Source organism: Neisseria arctica (assembly GCF_022870905.1).
GTDB lineage: Bacteria > Pseudomonadota > Gammaproteobacteria > Burkholderiales > Neisseriaceae > Neisseria > Neisseria arctica.
The window spans coordinates 992231-1007492 of sequence record NZ_CP091510.1 but is presented as its reverse complement, the minus strand read 5'-3'; the positions used below and the strand labels follow the sequence as shown (position 1 = coordinate 1007492).

At 48.3% G+C, this 15262-nt stretch carries 16 protein-coding genes; 7 read left to right on the top strand and 9 right to left on the bottom strand.

Annotation, left to right across the window (positions count from 1 at the left end):
- Positions 1-53 precede the first annotated feature (53 nt).
- Positions 54-656, bottom strand: coding sequence for a helix-turn-helix domain-containing protein (locus LVJ86_RS04560; protein WP_047760458.1), 603 nt, complete (start codon positions 654-656; stop codon positions 54-56).
- 233 nt (positions 657-889) lie between these two features.
- On the opposite strand from LVJ86_RS04560, the gene lhpI reads away from it, so the two are divergent.
- From lhpI to LVJ86_RS04525, 7 genes are all read left to right on the top strand, one after another.
- A complete protein-coding gene (gene lhpI, locus LVJ86_RS04555) occupies positions 890-1831 on the top strand; it encodes a bifunctional Delta(1)-pyrroline-2-carboxylate/Delta(1)-piperideine-2-carboxylate reductase (RefSeq protein WP_047760459.1) in 942 nt (313 codons plus the stop codon).
- Between the two features lie 274 nt (positions 1832-2105).
- Positions 2106-5705, top strand: a complete 3600-nt coding sequence (putA, locus tag LVJ86_RS04550; RefSeq protein WP_047760460.1) for a bifunctional proline dehydrogenase/L-glutamate gamma-semialdehyde dehydrogenase PutA — start codon at positions 2106-2108, stop codon at positions 5703-5705.
- A 444-nt stretch (positions 5706-6149) separates the two neighbouring features.
- A complete protein-coding gene (locus LVJ86_RS04545; protein WP_047760461.1) occupies positions 6150-7142 on the top strand; it encodes a tyrosine-type recombinase/integrase in 993 nt (330 codons plus the stop codon).
- Positions 7143-7279: 137 nt separating this feature from the next.
- Positions 7280-7591 carry a hypothetical protein gene (locus tag LVJ86_RS04540; RefSeq protein ID WP_047760462.1) on the top strand — a complete coding sequence of 104 codons (312 nt, stop codon included), beginning with the start codon at positions 7280-7282 and terminating at the stop codon, positions 7589-7591.
- Positions 7592-7633: 42 nt separating this feature from the next.
- Positions 7634-8137, top strand: coding sequence for a hypothetical protein (locus LVJ86_RS04535; protein WP_053008300.1), 504 nt, complete (start codon positions 7634-7636; stop codon positions 8135-8137).
- A gap of 113 nt (positions 8138-8250) precedes the next feature.
- Positions 8251-8493 carry a hypothetical protein gene (locus tag LVJ86_RS04530; RefSeq protein WP_047760463.1) on the top strand — a complete coding sequence of 81 codons (243 nt, stop codon included), beginning with the start codon at positions 8251-8253 and terminating at the stop codon, positions 8491-8493.
- 43 nt (positions 8494-8536) lie between these two features.
- The gene (locus LVJ86_RS04525; protein WP_047760464.1) at positions 8537-8779 is read left to right on the top strand and encodes a hypothetical protein; all 243 of its coding nucleotides are present in this window, start codon (positions 8537-8539) and stop codon (positions 8777-8779) included.
- A 57-nt stretch (positions 8780-8836) separates the two neighbouring features.
- Here LVJ86_RS04525 and LVJ86_RS04520 read toward each other — a convergent pair whose 3' ends face one another.
- Genes LVJ86_RS04520 through LVJ86_RS04485 form a run of 8 tightly spaced genes read right to left on the bottom strand, consistent with a single transcriptional unit; the run spans position 8837 to position 15230 of the window.
- Positions 8837-12181: a hypothetical protein gene (locus LVJ86_RS04520; RefSeq protein ID WP_047760465.1), complete on the bottom strand. Its 3345-nt coding sequence runs from the start codon at positions 12179-12181 to the stop codon at positions 8837-8839.
- Positions 12168-12539, bottom strand: coding sequence for a hypothetical protein (locus LVJ86_RS04515; RefSeq protein ID WP_047760466.1), 372 nt, complete (start codon positions 12537-12539; stop codon positions 12168-12170). The genes LVJ86_RS04520 and LVJ86_RS04515 overlap by 14 nt, the downstream gene beginning before the upstream one ends.
- On the bottom strand, positions 12532-12858 hold the full coding sequence (locus LVJ86_RS04510; protein ID WP_047760467.1) for a hypothetical protein: 327 nt from the start codon (positions 12856-12858) through the stop codon (positions 12532-12534). The genes LVJ86_RS04515 and LVJ86_RS04510 overlap by 8 nt, the downstream gene beginning before the upstream one ends.
- Complete coding sequence (locus LVJ86_RS04505; protein WP_047760468.1) at positions 12858-13361, bottom strand: hypothetical protein; 504 nt, start codon at positions 13359-13361, stop codon at positions 12858-12860. Before LVJ86_RS04505 ends, LVJ86_RS04510 begins: the two co-directional genes overlap by 1 nt.
- Positions 13358-14125, bottom strand: coding sequence for a peptidoglycan-binding protein (locus LVJ86_RS04500; protein ID WP_075968076.1), 768 nt, complete (start codon positions 14123-14125; stop codon positions 13358-13360). The genes LVJ86_RS04505 and LVJ86_RS04500 overlap by 4 nt, the downstream gene beginning before the upstream one ends.
- A 44-nt stretch (positions 14126-14169) precedes the next feature.
- Complete coding sequence (locus tag LVJ86_RS04495; RefSeq protein WP_053008301.1) at positions 14170-14433, bottom strand: hypothetical protein; 264 nt, start codon at positions 14431-14433, stop codon at positions 14170-14172.
- 2 nt (positions 14434-14435) lie between these two features.
- Positions 14436-14849, bottom strand: a complete 414-nt coding sequence (locus tag LVJ86_RS04490) for a hypothetical protein (protein ID WP_047760470.1) — start codon at positions 14847-14849, stop codon at positions 14436-14438.
- Positions 14850-14903: 54 nt separating this feature from the next.
- The gene (locus LVJ86_RS04485; protein WP_047760471.1) at positions 14904-15230 is read right to left on the bottom strand and encodes a hypothetical protein; all 327 of its coding nucleotides are present in this window, start codon (positions 15228-15230) and stop codon (positions 14904-14906) included.
- Positions 15231-15262: the final 32 nt, after the last annotated feature.

The window sequence follows — 15262 nt, the reverse complement described above, 5'->3', positions numbered from 1 at the left end:
CAACGGTTATATTTTTTAGATAATTATATTTTTTAGATAAACTGCATACGGATCTAAGCGAACGAAGTATGCGAAGATACCCACAATACCCAAGCATCTTCCGAGCCCGCCACACAAGCATGTCCCATACCGCTATCGAAATAGCAGGAATCGCCTTGGCTCAGCATTGTCGGACAGTAAAAATCGGTATGGAGTGTTACTTCGCCCTCCAACACATAAATAAATTCTTCCCCTTCGTGTTGCAGCAAGGTAGGAAATTCATGCACGTTTCTGGCCTTGATACGCGTTAACAGCGGCACAAATTGTTTATTGCTCAATTCCGCACATAATGGCCGGTAGTCGTATTGGTCGGTACTGTGTATCCGCCCGCTACCGGCACGGCTAACCGTCAAGCGTCCGTTTGGCATAGCGGCAGTCTCTTCATGAAATAGTTCTGCAACATGGATATTCAAACCGCGCGCCAAAGAAGCGATTTTTTCATAAGTAGGCGACAACTGCCCCTTTTCAATCTTGGAAAGAGCCGATACGGAAATATGGCTTTTTTCACTCAACTGCTGCAAAGTCAACCCAGCTTGCTTACGCAAAGTATGTAAACGGTTGGCCAAAAAATTATTACTTTGTTCGTGCGTGCTTCCTGCTTGTTCTTGGTTTTTCATAATAAATTTGGAATATCGGCGATAAGGAGGAATCAATTTTTATTGATATGCGGTTTATAAAAGCACACCGAGCAAGTTAGCCAGTTATATGCGCGGCGGGCTGAATCTAGCGCATTTTATCACAACCCCTGTTTTGCACTTAAGCATCTATAAAAATTCCACTATACGAAAATATACAATATGATAAGATAACGATTATTCCCTACTATCTCACAATCATTCAGGAATCCGATATGCAGATTTTCGACTACCAAAGCACCGGCGAACGCATGCCCTATCCCGAATTAATCGAAGCCATCCACGCAGTTTTCAACGAAGGCTGTACCGTACCGCGCCGCCACATACACGCTATCGACAGTGATGATACTGCTGCCACCCTGCTATTGATGCCTGCCTGGCAGAAAAACAAATATCTGGGGATTAAACACGTTACCATCTACCCGGATAACAGTGCCAAATTCCAATTGCCCGGCCTACATTCCACCTACACGTTGTTTGACGCTCGAAACGGCGTACCCGTTGCCGTAATGGACGGCAACCAAATCACCTGCCGCCGCACTGCTGCCGCTTCGGCATTGGCTGCCAAATATTTGGCACGCGAAGATGCTTCCCGTTTACTGATTGTCGGAGCCGGTAATGTTGCCCGTGAAATTGCTCCGGCATATGCCGAAGTGCGCCGTCTGGAAAAAATTCTTATTTGGAACATCTATCCCAAACAGGCAGAACAGCTTGCCGAAACGCTACGGCAGCAAGGCTTCAATGCCGAGGCCGTAACAGATTTGCAAAGTGCAGTGCAAAGCAGTGATATCGTCAGCTGCGCTACCTTATCTACCGCCCCTCTGGTTCTGCGTGAATGGATCCGTCCCGGCACACACATTGATTTAATTGGCAGTTTCAAGCCTGATATGCGCGAAACGGATGATGCCATGTTTGCCGACACCTCAGTATTTGTCGATACGGACGAGGCTCTCGATAAAGCCGGAGATTTGCTTTCGCCTATGGCCGCCGGCATTTTCAAACGAGAACAAGTATGCGCCGATTTGGAAAGCCTCTGCCAAGGCAAACATCCCGGGCGCAGCCGCGAGGAGGAGATTACCGTATATAAAGCGGTCGGCACAGCTGCCGAAGATCTGGCTGCCGCGGTTTTGGTTTATACACGCGATGAGAACCAATAAGCATACAACCTGGTAACTATATTTTCAGACGGCCTGCTTGCCCGAACAGGCCGCTTCTGATATATAAGCTTGTTTAGCACAATATGCTTACAAAAACTATTTTTAAAACAATATACCTACATAGCATGACAGCTATGCGGAACATTGACTTGGAACAAAAGAAAACACGGCAAAACAAGCTGCCTTCCAAGTAAAATAGCCATCCTGTACCCACAAAAGCCGGTTTTATAAACCAGCCGTGCTTTTCCACTGTTATTAAAAGGATTACACCTAAATGTTCGCCTTTTCTCACTCTCAATCAGAATTACGCAATGCCATCACTGCCGCTTACCGCCGCGATGAAGCCGAAGCCGTTGCAGATATGCTCAACCAAGCGCAAATGACCCCGCTGGAGCGCGAGGCCGCCGCCAAACTGGCTCGCCGCCTAGTTACCCAAGTGCGTGAAAACCGCAGCAAAGCCAGCGGCGTTGATGCCCTCATGCACGAATTTTCACTTTCCAGCGAAGAAGGCGTTGCCTTAATGTGTTTGGCAGAAGCCCTGCTACGCATTCCCGATACCGCCACCCGTAACAAACTGATTCAAGACAAACTCTCCGGCGGCGACTGGAAAAGCCATCTGAACAACAGTCCGTCGTTGTTTGTCAATGCAGCCGCCTGGGGCTTGTTGATTACCGGCAAACTCACCTCTGCAAATACCAAACAGCAAAATCTCGGTTCTGCACTAACCCGCGTTGTCAGCAAAGGCGGCGAACCCCTCATCCGCAAAGGCGTCGATTACGCCATGCGCCTTTTGGGCAAACAATTCGTTACAGGACAAACCATTGAAGAAGCGCTGAAAAACAGCAAAGAGCGCGAGAAAATGGGCTACCGCTTCTCATTTGATATGCTCGGCGAAGCCGCTATGACCCAAGCAGATGCCGACCGCTACTACCAAGACTATATTGACGCCATCCATGCCATCGGCAAAGATGCCGCAGGAGCCGGCGTATACGAAGGCAACGGCATTTCAGTCAAACTCTCGGCCATTCACCCCCGTTATGTACGCGCCCAGCATGAGCGTGTGATGAACGAATTATTGCCGCGCCTAAAACAATTATTCCTATTGGCCAAACAATACGATATCGGCCTGAATATTGATGCCGAAGAAGCCAACCGCCTTGAGTTGTCGCTTGATTTGATGGAAGCTCTGGTGTCCGATCCCGATTTGGCCGGCTTTCACGGTATCGGCTTTGTCGTACAGGCTTATCAAAAACGCTGCCCCTTTGTCATCGATTATCTGATCGACCTAGCCCGCCGCAACAACCAAAAACTCATGATCCGCTTGGTTAAAGGCGCGTATTGGGACAGTGAAATCAAATGGGCACAAGTTGATGGCTTAGACGGCTATCCGGTTTACACCCGTAAAGTACATACGGATGTTTCCTATCTCGCCTGTGCGCGCAAACTGCTGGCGGCACAAGATGCCATATTCCCCCAATTCGCTACCCATAACGCCTATACCCTTGCTGCCATTTACCAAATGGGAGAAGGCAAAGACTTCGAACACCAATGCCTGCACGGTATGGGCGAAACCCTGTACGACCAAGTTGTCGGCCCGCAAAACCTAGGCCGCCGCTGCCGTATCTATGCGCCCGTAGGCACACACGAAACCCTATTGGCCTACTTAGTACGCCGCCTGCTAGAAAACGGTGCAAACTCATCATTCGTTAACCAAATCGTCGATGAAAAAGTCAGCATAGACGACTTGGTAAAATGCCCGCTTGATACCGCCGAACAAACCGCAGGCCGTATGCATGCCGCACTGCCGCTGCCCCGACATCTATACGGCATAAGCCGTCTGAACGCTGCCGGTGTCGATTTAAGTAACGAGTTTGTTTTACAAGCGCTTGAGCGCGAAATGAATGAAGCGGCAGCCCAACTGATCGAGGCTGTTTCCATTACCGCCGTACCGGTAGAAAGCCAACCCGCCCATCCGGTGCTCAATCCGGCCGACCATAATGACACGGTAGGCAGTGCGGCCTTTATTCAGACGGCCTCTATCAGCGACGTTATCGCTGCCGCCAATGCCGCCGAAACCACATGGTCAACCAAGACAGCAACCGAGCGCGCAGAATGCCTACGCCGCTTTGCCGACTTACTTGAAGCACACACACCACAGCTCATGATGCTGGCCGTGCGCGAAGCCGGAAAAACCTTGCAAAACGCCATTGCAGAAGTGCGCGAAGCCATCGACTTCTGCCGCTACTATGCCGAGGAGGCAGAACAAACCCTGCGCAACGAACGCGCACTCGGTACCATTGTTGCCATCAGCCCGTGGAACTTCCCTCTGGCCATCTTTACCGGCGAAGTCGTAGCCGCTTTGGCCGCAGGGAATACGGTAGTCGCCAAACCTGCCGAACAAACCAGCCTGATTGCCTATTACGCCGTACGGCTGATGCACGAAGCCGGTATCCCTAAAGATGCCCTACAACTGGTATTGGGTGCAGGCGAGGCCGGAGCCGCACTGACGCAAGACCCACGTATCAACGGTGTGATTTTTACAGGTTCTACCGAAGTGGCCAAGCTCATTAACCGCACCTTGGCAAACCGTGCGGATACACCCGTATTAATCGCCGAAACCGGCGGCCAAAACGCCATGATCGTCGACAGTACCGCCTTAGCCGAACAAGTATGCGGCGATGTCATCAATTCCGCATTCGACAGTGCCGGCCAGCGTTGCTCCGCACTCCGTATCCTCTGTTTGCAAGAAGACATTGCCGATCACATGCTGACTATGATTAAAGGCGCCATGAACGAATTACGCGTCGGCAATCCTATCAAGCTGCATACCGATATCGGCCCGGTGATTGATGCAGAAGCACAGCATAATCTGCTCACCCATATTGAAAAGATGAAAAAAGCCGCCAAGGCTTATCATCAAACCGCCCTGCCCGAAGATGCTGAAAACGCTACTTTCGTAGCCCCGGTTTTATTTGAGCTGAACAACCTCAACGAGCTGCAACGCGAAGTATTCGGCCCCGTATTGCATGTCGTACGCTACCGCGCAGAAGAGCTTGACCAGCTGATCGACCAAATCAATGCCAAAGGCTATGCCCTAACTCACGGTATCCACAGCCGTATCGACAGCACTATCGAGCATATCGCCGAACGCATCGAAGCAGGCAATATCTATGTGAACCGCAATATTGTCGGCGCAGTAGTAGGCGTGCAACCCTTCGGCGGCCACGGCCTATCAGGTACCGGACCAAAAGCCGGCGGCCCTTTCTACCTGCAACGCCTTACCGCAGCCGAATATTGGAAGTCTCCGACACTCAACCGTATTGGAAAAGCGGATGAAAAAGCTCTGGCCGAATTGGAAAGCCAAATGCACCAAATGGGTTTCGACCAAGAAACCAAATTGCGCTTGGCCGCCGAATTGGGCAAATGCCGCGTTAATACTTTACGCGGAGCCAAATCCGTATTAACCGGGCCTACCGGAGAAAACAACGTGCTAACCTGGAAAGCACCGAAAAAAGTATGGCTCTACGGCGGCACACTGGAAAGCGCTTACGCCGCGCTTATCCACTTGGGCGCAGCCAATATCAAGGCATCGGTGTTACCCGCCCATCCATTGGCTATCTGGCAAGAGCATTTAGGCAATCATTTGGAAGTATCGGCCTATCCGGAACAAACCGGCATCAGCCATATCGTCGCACTTGAAAGCTTACCCGTTGAAGTCAAACGCGCCCTGGCCGAAACTGACGGAGCACTGATCCGTATCGTCAACGCTCAAGCCGGCGTGGATACGTTGCAGCTTTTCGAAGAAATCAGCCGTAGTACCAATACCACCGCAGCGGGTGGCAATGCCAGTCTGATGACGATGTCTGAGGTATAAAAACCACAAAAAAAAGCCGCCCGGAATTACCGGGCGGCTTTTTATATTTTGCACTGTTTGAATTTTAAAACAACTTTTATGATTAGTATTCCCATCCTCTTAATCATTTTCAGACGGCCTGATTTTTATCGTTCTATAAAAAATGTTTCAAATATAAAAACTTCCTTAATATAAAGCATCAATCACGATAGCGAATGATTAATATCTCATAAGCTTTTCCAAAGCCTAAGCATGCTACATATGGAAAAACAGCCTAATCATTAGACTAGGCTGTTTTAAATTTTCTGGTGCCGGCACCACGCGCCGAAAATAACCTGCCATTTACTGCTTTTTAATGTTTTATAAATAAATTTCAAAAGGTTATTTTTTTTAAATATTGCTCAATGATGCTTTATGATGCGTTTTAGTGTACCATCATTGCACCAAAAATGCACCTAAAAATATATGGCAACCATCACCAAACGCGGCGAAAAATGGCGCGCCCAAGTCCGCATTAAGGGCATAAGTAAATCAGCAACATTCCGAACGCATACAGACGCCAAATCATGGGCGGCAAGAATGGAAGCGGCCATACTTGATGGCGTTGAAAATGTATCGGCAAAATATCTGACTTTTGGAGATATAGCAGAGCGCTATCTTAACGAGGTTACTCCAAAAAAGCGAGGGGCCAAACACGAAACATACCGCATAAAATTACTGCTACGGAACAGCAAATTAGCGGATGTATTGTTGGAAAACCTACGCCCAAGCCACTTTGCAGACTGGCGAGATAAGAGACTAACCGAAGTAAAGCCTGATTCCGTCCTGCGCGAAATATCCTCACTATCAGCTATTTGCGATCACGCCATGAAAGAATGGGGATTGCTAAAAGAAAATCCCCTACTCAAAATTAGCAAGCCAAAGCAAGCCAAACCACGAACAAGGCGGCCAACAGAAGCAGAGATACAGTCTATATGTGAAAATCTTGGGTATGTAGAAGATATCCCTGTAACCACAGTTTCCGAGCGTGCAGCCTTGGCATTTTTATTTGCCATAGAAACAGCTATGCGAGCAGGTGAAATATGTGCTTTGACTTGGGATGACATAGACGAATCACGGCGGCTTGCACACATTAAAATATCCAAAAACGGACATAGCCGAGACGTACCCTTATCACGCAGAGCAATAGAGATCATCAGCAAACTAAAAAATAATCACCCAGTAGAAGTATTTAATATTCAGGCCGCATCATTAGACAGCTTGTTCCGCCGCGCTAGAGATGCAGCAGGAATCAAAGATTTACATTTCCATGATAGCCGAAGAGAAGCCCTAACAAGAATGGCAAAAAAGGTTGACGTTATGTTGCTTGCGAAAATATCAGGCCATAGAGATATCCGAATTTTGCAAAACACATACTACGCTCCGGATATGGCAGGCGTGGCGGATTTATTAGACTAGCGCAGCATTTTTATCCCCTCAATCTCCACATAAAATAAATGATATAGTACTTGCCTAAATTTAGGCAAAGTGCTATTATTATATCACGCGGTAAGGCAATGGTGCCGACCTCAAAGGCTATAAAAGGAGCCCTCAAAATGGATAAACTTAACCAAATCGAAAGAGTAAACAGCCAACTGGCTAGTGATTGGATTATTAAGTGGGCAGAGAAAAAACTAAGCCCGCTTGAAGCAAAAGAAGCAGCAGGAAATACTCAATATCAAGCGGAAAACCCTGAAGCCGGATTTTTCGATTCTATAGACTTCGATCCACTCTCAAAAGAAGAGCGGGAAACATATCGTCGTCTGCTAAATATCATCATCCGCCGCACAGAACAAATCGAGAAAAAGAAACAGGCTATTATTAATAACCTTAGCTGGCAAGAAGCCGAGCAATTGGTTATTAGCTAACCATTTAGGCGGTTTATTGCCGCCTATTGAAAAGGATAAAAAATGAATGACATAAATAAAATCATGAATGCGGTAGGCCAGTTGGCTGCCCACGTTTATGGCCGTGAAATTCCGGCAGACGTACAGGCACAGCTACTTACTCACCCAGCAACAGGGATAGCTATGATGGCTAAAAAGCCGGGCCTTGTGAAGCTGGCGGATCAAGAAGAAATCGCCAGAATTATAGATAAAATACCGGCAGAATCAGAAGCCTTGCGCGGCGTAAAACTCCATAATCAAGGCCCATTCTGGAAAGGCTATTACGATTACCTTTATGCTGCCGACAAAGAGTTCACCGCTGAAAATCTAACAGCAATCGGCAAAGTTTTATATGGTGAGCGGTGGCAAACCGATTTAGCCGATGCGCTAAATATAAATAGCCGCCGCATAAGAGAAATGGTGGCAGGCACAAGAAAAATTCCGCCCGGGATTGTTGTAGACATTTTAACCTTGCTAAAAGAAAAGCAGATTAAGATAGATTCTGTTATTGGCAATCTTATTACATAATTTAACAAATTTAATACTTGCCTAAATTTAGGCAGATTGGTATTATACACACATAGAGAAACAGCGCGAATCGCGCAAGACGCACCTCGGTCAATCAGGGGTAAGGAAATAAAATGAAAACAACTGTTACTACTCAAAACTTTTTAACCGTTTTCGCAGCAGCAAAAGCTGTATTTGATGGAAACGAACGTTTCAAATTACACACAATGGCGCGAAAAAATGCCAAAGTGTACTTAAACCGCGCTGCTGAATATTGGGCAGCCGCAAAAAGAAATGAAACAGAAAAACTGCAAGAGGCAGTTAAAAACCTGCAATTAGTGGTGAATTCTTTTGCTAAAGTAGGAATTGAGATTTAATTAAAGCCGCCAAGCGCGGCTTTTTTGCATAAAGGAAAATTACATGGCGCATCAAAACCGGAATTGGCAACGCCGCTGGACAGTAGATTTTGAACAACAGACAGCCACCCACGAGGATGGCTGGGTCTTTAAGTTTGTCAAAGGAGAAGAAAGCGGAGAGGTGTTTTTTGACGGTAAATTAATCAAGCAACCGAAAAACCTCACCCCCGAACAAATTTTAAATGCCTCTAGGATTGCCCAAGAGGCTGGCGAAGCGTGGCAACGCGCACGAAAAGCGCGGCAGTAGGCCAAAACAAAAAAAGCCGTCTGAACCGCCTTTTAGGATAGTTCAGACGGCCTTTTTTTACTTATGATACTTAACTTTTAAACTCTCAACCAAAGAGTTCAAATCTTCCGCGCTCGGCGTATGGTTACGATACACAGTTAAACCTGCGCCGAAATCAGCGTCAATCTGACCGTTACCAGTGTGGTTTGTACCTAAATTGATATACTCACCACCCAACTTAGATTTAAGCACCAAGATGTACCATTTATCGTAGTCTAGTCGAGTATCAGCCGTGTTTGCTACTCCATCGATCGATACGCTGTATCGGCTCATATTCCGGATAGCGATCTGATTGGTTTCGGTTTTTTTATCAATCAGCAGGCTTGTACTAATATCATCGCTCACATAAGGCGTTAGGCCGATTGAAACAACCCCTGCCCGAGTGCCAAGACTGTGTACTTTGATTGGCAGCACGATAGTACTTTCAGTTTCCGCCGATAAATCAACCTTAAAGCGCGGGTAAACGCCGGCCGAAGCCGAAACTTTGTCCTTAAGCCGTGCCATGATGAACTTATTTTCACCCGACACATCGGCCACATCAGACCATCCCGGAGGCGGATAACTACCACCAACCTCAACCGTTACGGCATTACTGTCATCGCGAACCAGTGACCCGGTAGCTGTTGCCATATTAAATGACAAAATCTTAGGCAAGCCACTGGTAGGCTCTTCATTAGTCGCTTCCGGTTGTGACTGAGTACCTGCCTGAGATTCAGGGCTGGCGGCAGGTTCTGATGCTTGCACATTTTTTTCCGCCAAAATAGCGGCAACACGGTTGTTTACAAGGGTTTCAATCTCTGAGCTTGTGAGAGGCACTTCGGGGGCTTTGGTTGTAACATATTTGTTTTTAAATAACAAATCCGTAACCTTTCCGCTCAACTCATTAATCGCCTTGTTGTTTTCGTGGTGACTGTCAACATGATCCTGAGTTTGCGCTAACAATTGCGACGGCAACCCCGAACGATGGACATAATCCTTGGCTGAAATGTACGGTTTCGAGGCATCATCACCCTTAGTATAAGGCGTCTCGTTAAACAAGTTGTCGCGGAATGTTGATCCGATACAAGTACCGGAAACAAGCAAGCGGCCGAAATTACCATCCGGCGAGTTTGCTGCACGATTGCCCGTGAAATTAACTTGCATTGCCCCGTAACGCGGCTCGGCACCGATCATATAAGCGTAGCTTGTCTCGGATATTGTCGCTGAAAACGTCGCTCCGCTACCCGCTCCTGTTGGATCAACAGCGGTTACAACAATACTTGCGGCATCCTCATAACGAGTGCCTGTCTTGCGCACAACCACAGAGGTAATCACGCCATCTTTAATAACAGGTTCGGCATAGCCATCACGCGCCAATTCGCCACCGCCGCTAATGGTTAAGTAGGTTCCTGCGCTATATCCCGAGCCGCCGTCCGTTACATTAATAGTATTCAAACGGCGTTGGCCGTACGGCTCTCCTAGCTTATTCGCAAAAGTAACGCTATTACCGGTGATATCAAAGCCATAATGGCCGTAGTTGTAGCAAACTCCAACATAGGCAGATTTAATGATGTTATCGCGCACTTTAATATTGCCGCGCAACCACCATAACCCCCGGTCTTTTCGCGCCTTAATACCGGTCGCACCGTTATTTAAATGGACGCCATAAACACCGCCCATCACATTATTATTGGCAATAGTCATATTTGATTCTTGGTAATAAAAGCTGGATGTTTCTGCCGGCGCGCCTGCATCTCTCTGACTGGCAAACGTCTCCTCTATAACTACTGATATGCCATAATAACCGGCTGATCCACTATTCCCGGTGATGGTTATATCGTTGCCGGTGTGCGCGTCAATTACTTTCCGAGCAGCCGTGCCGAAATGATTGTTTGTAAAAACAACCGAAACCATCGGCATATAGCGAGATGTCCACAACATATAACCCGGGTCAATTGTTACCATCTTTCCATCACGGCTATGTTCTACCGACCAGTCCGGATGACCGACCTTGTTACCTTGGCATTGCAAACCTGTAACAGTAAGACCAACCGCCCGAACCGCACCAACGCCGCCAGTGTACATCTTGTCAAACCAGCCGCCACAAATCAGTGTGTCATAAGCGATCATGCCTTTTGCTTCAGCGGTAGCAGTATCGCCGCCAGCAACATCTTGGCAGTCTTGTGTCGCATACAAACCCATCTGCACAGCCGATCCGTCAAATCCCTCAATATCAAAATCAAAGATGGTTGTATTATGGCAGTTGTACAGAGTGATACCGTTACCACGGCTACCGCGTTGCCCGCCGCGCCATTTTCCCCACATCGGCGAAGTAGTGCCATCGTCTTGCGGGAATGCCGATTCCCCATTTTCATCCCAATAGCCGCCGACAGAATCATATTTACGGCTAGATTCTTGGCGCGTGAGTTCCGCACAACGCGCTTTATTCATGCCGTCAGGTTGGCGTACTTCATGGACTTGGGCGGCGTTATTCCGGTAACGGGCAAGGTCATGGCGCAGGGTTGTGGTATTAAAACCGAGTTCCCACAATCCCTTGTCGGCATATCCAAAACCAATATCAGGCCGTTCTTTTGTCCAGCCATCAATCGGTGCGAACAGCATTTTGTCCTTATCGGCACCGCGGACATATCCAAACTCTAACAATGCGCGCGTGCGCATAATACCGCCATTTAAAATCACATTGTTGTCGCCGGTATATTCAAATGCGTTCACACCTAATGATTCAACAATAAATTCCGCGCCGCGAAAATCGTACACGCGGCCGTCGCCGCTATCTTTATCGATATAAATACACGGTTGCGCACCGTCAATAGTCAACGTCATACCGCCAACAGTTATGCGACGACCATCCGTGCCGAATTTTTCGGGCAACGCACCGACATTTTTGTCGATTGAAAACACACTGCCATGCCGGGCTTTCACCACTACCCCACTAGGCAGACGATTAATATAGTCTTGGATTTGAGCAGATACCAAAGCTGCTTCTTCAGGCGTCTGCTTGTTGGTTTTCCACCAGCCGGACAATGCTTTGCCGCGTAAATCAGACGTTAATCCGTCCTCAATATAAAAAACGCCCTTTTCTAGGGCGATTTGAATATTGGCAGAAATTTGGCTTTGCCGGAATGCCGCCTGTTCTTCAGCAAGTTTCGAGGCCGTGTCAGATGAACTTAAAGCAGCTCCAACAGCTTTAGCCACCCCGTTTTCCGTAATGATTTTAATGCCTGTGTCTTTTCCGTTAGCCTTAAGAGTATTCTCTTCATCCACGGCTATTTCAACATCTTTTGCCGACTCCGCCGCCTGTTTAGCATCAGCTACACCGCGAGCCATAGCCAATAGGGCGATACTAAAATTATTTTGTGCCATCTTGATTTTCTCCAAGCAGTGATAAAATTTCTTTCAACATGTCATCTCCAACAATGCTATTTAAGGCCGTTTCCGCCGGTTCATTTAATGGAGTTTCTTTAAACGACTGCAACCACTCAGCAACAGTCTGATAGCCGGCTTCTTTAGCCAAAGACAACTGCACTTCCGCCAGTGTTGGCGCAGGCGCACCGCTATCGGCACCGGGCAAAGCCGCTGCAGAAAGGTTAAAAAACCAGTTTTTAAAATCCTCAAGCGACTTGCCGCTATTGCCCGGTGCCGACTGAAAAAGCGACAGTAAATCGGTATATATTGGCACGCCATCCACATAACCAACGATAACTTTAAAATTTTCAAGCATTTGTTGTTTCCCTCACTACATTAATCTCAATATCTTTGCTGTAATCCACTTCACCAGCCGCCGACGCCACCCTGATATCGACAATGTGCAAGCCGATTGCCAGCATTTCCGTTTTTGCCGCCGGAAGCTCGCAGATGATGCGTTGGTTAGCCGCATCGACCGCCGTATTAAGCAGCATCGATGATGCGGCACGATTAGCCGGACGAATGGCTGCTTTAGCCGTCGCACCGCTAAACGTCTTAATGATTTCTTCCGCCGACAAGTCAAAGTCGACAAAAAAGCGCAGGGTAGCCCCGCGCTTGATAGTGATTCGATCCATTACTCACCTCTTATCTGCTCGACCGCGCTACCATAAGCCTGCCACTCTGCCAGCGCGTCTCGTTGTGTATCGGCTACTTTTGCCATATCTCCATATTCTGCCGCGCACGCGCCGAATAACTGCCAGCCTCGGGCAGCTCCATCATCATCAGATGTGCGGGCGGTACCGGCGGCTTGGGATAGACTGTCGGCACGGCGTGTTGCGTATTGCTGCACGCGCTTACGCTCAACATCAAGAGCAGACACAGCAGCGGCGGTTTGGCGTTTTTCATACTCAATTTCCTTTTGTTTTTCTGCCAGTGCATCAGCAGCAGCGCGTTCCTTGGCGATTGCCGCTTCGGCAGCTTGGCGGGCTTGCTTATCAGCCGTTGCCTGCATCATGGCTGTTGCGTCTGCATGGCCTTGGCGGTACTGCGTCGCGCGGTCAATCCGCCAGCCGGCGGCCAAAAACAACAAAGCCGCTGCGACCAACAGCGGCCAGCGGTATTTGATTAACCAAGTCATTTTTTAGCCTTTCGCAACGCAGTTTCAAAAGCGATCGCGTAATCGGCAATCGCTGCGGCCTTATCCTGCCCGTTAATGATGCGGCGCGCGCCTACATACTCGGCACGATAAAGGCCGACATAATCCGATAGTTTCCGCCCGGTAAACCAGCCCTCAAGCATTCCCTCGCGCATGATGCGGGCGGCGATTAACGGGCGTAACGCAAGCTCTGGCTCTTGTAACAGATTAATGCCTAGTTTTTGCCCGGCCTTGGCGTAGTTTTCATACCATGTTAGCTGTACATAGCCGCGGCCGTAAAAAATCGCTGCCGTATCATTGTAGGGTTGGCGGCTCTCTTTTAATCGCTTGCCGTAATCACGCCCGCGACCCTTGCCGCGCTCCTCGATGGGCAGCATAGTAAAATCCGTCTCATGACAGGCGGTTGCCAGCATATAAGCTGCCTCGTTAATGCCGCAGCCGGTCACTGCGTCCAACAAGGCATTAAGGCCGTCAACTTGAGATTGCTTCAGGCCGCCACGAAACAAGCCGCGCACCTCGTTAAAAAACGCCGAACGATCAAGCGGTAACAGCTCTTTCGCCCCAAGCTCAATTTTAAGCAAGCTCCAAGTATGAGGGCCGACAATGCCGTCCGGCTTAAGGCGGTTGACCCGCTGAAAATCAACTACCGCCGCTTTGGTTTTCGCGCCGAAATGTCCGTCAATCACCAAGCCAAGCGCGTGCTGGATAGCGCGAACTTCTGCGCCCGTGCTGCCATATTTAGCCATTTTAAAACTCCCAAAAAGTAAGGCCGTCCATTTCAGACGGCCTGTTATTTAAAGCGGAATATGAGATAACGCCGCCAGCTCTGCGATAAAAAGTACACTGCCATACCGACGTTAATCACAATCTCAGACGGGTGATGTAATCCGCCTTGCATGAGGCTATGCCCAAGCACGCCCACCGCGCCGCCGCACAAAATAGCATGTGCCAAAAGCTCCGGCTGCCACACAGTCCACCGTCTGCGAGATAATCGGCAGACACAATGCACAAATATAACCGCCACCGCTGCCATATTGACCCATATTAAAAACATGCTCACTTGCCGCCCCCCATATAATCGATAAAACGGATAAAGCGGCCAACAACGGCAGCCCATATCTCTTTAACGCCGTCCGATAGCAGCGGCAAAAGCCAAGGCCACGCGCCACCGATAGCTACAGATACAAGAGGCTTAAATACTGACTCCTCATAGTCTGGGTTGCCCATATCAACATTAACAATCAGCCAACCCACCACAGCAGGGGAAAACGCTCCCGCTAACAGCGTGCTAGTGATGATTGTTGTAATGCCGTTAGTGCGGCTACCTGCCGCGCTTAGGCCGTGCATGATTGCCCCTGCGAATGCGCCTAAAATTAAGGCGTCCAGCGGCATTCCCATAAAAGTACCAACAATGCCCACTGCGCCAACATTGAGCGCGTAGGTTGCCGTGCTTGTAGTGTTTACAGGCATTTTCTACCTTTCTTTTCGAAGTTTGGCGGGTATAAAAATACCCGCCGAAGCGGGTTACTCTGATTCCATCACTAATTCACCACCAGCCAAAACAGACCCGCTTTCCGATTCTTCCAATTGGGCAGCAGCGATCTTATAAAACCAATTATCTAAATCTTCTCCACGCGGCGGAACCTGATTAATTTTAAGGATAATCCCCGTTGTCGATACCGGGCGGCGGCCGTTTTTATAAGCAGCCTCACTAAAATAAGTTGCAAAGCCAACTTCGGCATAGCTCACACTTCGATCAACATAAAAGTGCTTGATAACGTGATATTCAGATACCGCGCCTGTCGCTTCATCTTCAATTTGCTTTTTGATTGCAATAATTTTTTCAGACATATTTTTTCCTTTTAATAAAAATAAAACCGCCT

Excerpts from the sequence above, each read along its gene's own strand:
- LVJ86_RS04520 (WP_047760465.1), bottom strand. The coding sequence starts at position 12,181 with ATGGCACAAAATAATTTTAGTATCGCCCTATTGGCTATGGCTCGCGGT.
- LVJ86_RS04525 (WP_047760464.1), top strand. The coding sequence starts at position 8,537 with ATGGCGCATCAAAACCGGAATTGGCAACGCCGCTGGACAGTAGATTTT.
- LVJ86_RS04535 (WP_053008300.1), top strand. The coding sequence starts at position 7,634 with ATGAATGACATAAATAAAATCATGAATGCGGTAGGCCAGTTGGCTGCC.
- LVJ86_RS04545 (WP_047760461.1), top strand. The coding sequence starts at position 6,150 with ATGGCAACCATCACCAAACGCGGCGAAAAATGGCGCGCCCAAGTCCGC.
- LVJ86_RS04495 (WP_053008301.1), bottom strand. The coding sequence starts at position 14,433 with ATGTTTTTAATATGGGTCAATATGGCAGCGGTGGCGGTTATATTTGTG.
- LVJ86_RS04505 (WP_047760468.1), bottom strand. The coding sequence starts at position 13,361 with ATGACTTGGTTAATCAAATACCGCTGGCCGCTGTTGGTCGCAGCGGCT.
- lhpI (WP_047760459.1), top strand. The coding sequence starts at position 890 with ATGCAGATTTTCGACTACCAAAGCACCGGCGAACGCATGCCCTATCCC.
- LVJ86_RS04560 (WP_047760458.1), bottom strand. The coding sequence starts at position 656 with ATGAAAAACCAAGAACAAGCAGGAAGCACGCACGAACAAAGTAATAAT.
- LVJ86_RS04490 (WP_047760470.1), bottom strand. The coding sequence starts at position 14,849 with ATGCCTGTAAACACTACAAGCACGGCAACCTACGCGCTCAATGTTGGC.
- LVJ86_RS04515 (WP_047760466.1), bottom strand. The coding sequence starts at position 12,539 with ATGCTTGAAAATTTTAAAGTTATCGTTGGTTATGTGGATGGCGTGCCA.
- LVJ86_RS04540 (WP_047760462.1), top strand. The coding sequence starts at position 7,280 with ATGGATAAACTTAACCAAATCGAAAGAGTAAACAGCCAACTGGCTAGT.
- LVJ86_RS04530 (WP_047760463.1), top strand. The coding sequence starts at position 8,251 with ATGAAAACAACTGTTACTACTCAAAACTTTTTAACCGTTTTCGCAGCA.
- LVJ86_RS04500 (WP_075968076.1), bottom strand. The coding sequence starts at position 14,125 with ATGGCTAAATATGGCAGCACGGGCGCAGAAGTTCGCGCTATCCAGCAC.
- LVJ86_RS04485 (WP_047760471.1), bottom strand. The coding sequence starts at position 15,230 with ATGTCTGAAAAAATTATTGCAATCAAAAAGCAAATTGAAGATGAAGCG.
- LVJ86_RS04510 (WP_047760467.1), bottom strand. The coding sequence starts at position 12,858 with ATGGATCGAATCACTATCAAGCGCGGGGCTACCCTGCGCTTTTTTGTC.
- putA (WP_047760460.1), top strand. The coding sequence starts at position 2,106 with ATGTTCGCCTTTTCTCACTCTCAATCAGAATTACGCAATGCCATCACT.